General features: G+C 31.7%; 1 protein-coding gene. It reads right to left on the bottom strand.

What is annotated here, in order from left to right:
* A partial coding sequence (locus SB725_RS30290; RefSeq protein ID WP_410923038.1) for a hypothetical protein occupies positions 1-201 on the bottom strand: 201 nt, incomplete at its 3' end.
* Positions 202-372: the final 171 nt, after the last annotated feature.

A 372-nucleotide genomic window follows, 5' to 3' on the forward strand; every position in this document is an offset into this window, starting at 1 on the left:
ATTATTGCCAAAATCAGTATCACTAGTATATGAACTACATTGACAGCCCCACTCCGTAGGCATTGAAGTCTCTCCAGCACCTGTTGGACTACCGACACCAATACTAGTAGTCATGTGTGCAGGACCTCCTTGCCCTCCTAAAATACTCCCTAGTTTTTCATTTTGAATCTGGAAGCTTTGTAATTTTTCCAATTTTTTCATAATTTGATTTTTTATTTTGTTCTATGTCATTATTGACAATTCAAAAATATCAAACGTTATTGAAATAATTTCAAACTTTTTATGTGAATTTTATGTGAATTCAGCACATAAATAATATATTTGTCCCACACAAATAAGACACAAATGATAAACAAGAAATTAATTAAAGCC

Source organism: Pseudomonas sp. SIMBA_041 (assembly GCF_046535095.1).
In the GTDB taxonomy this organism is placed as follows: Bacteria; Pseudomonadota; Gammaproteobacteria; order Pseudomonadales; family Pseudomonadaceae; genus Aquipseudomonas; species Aquipseudomonas mucoides.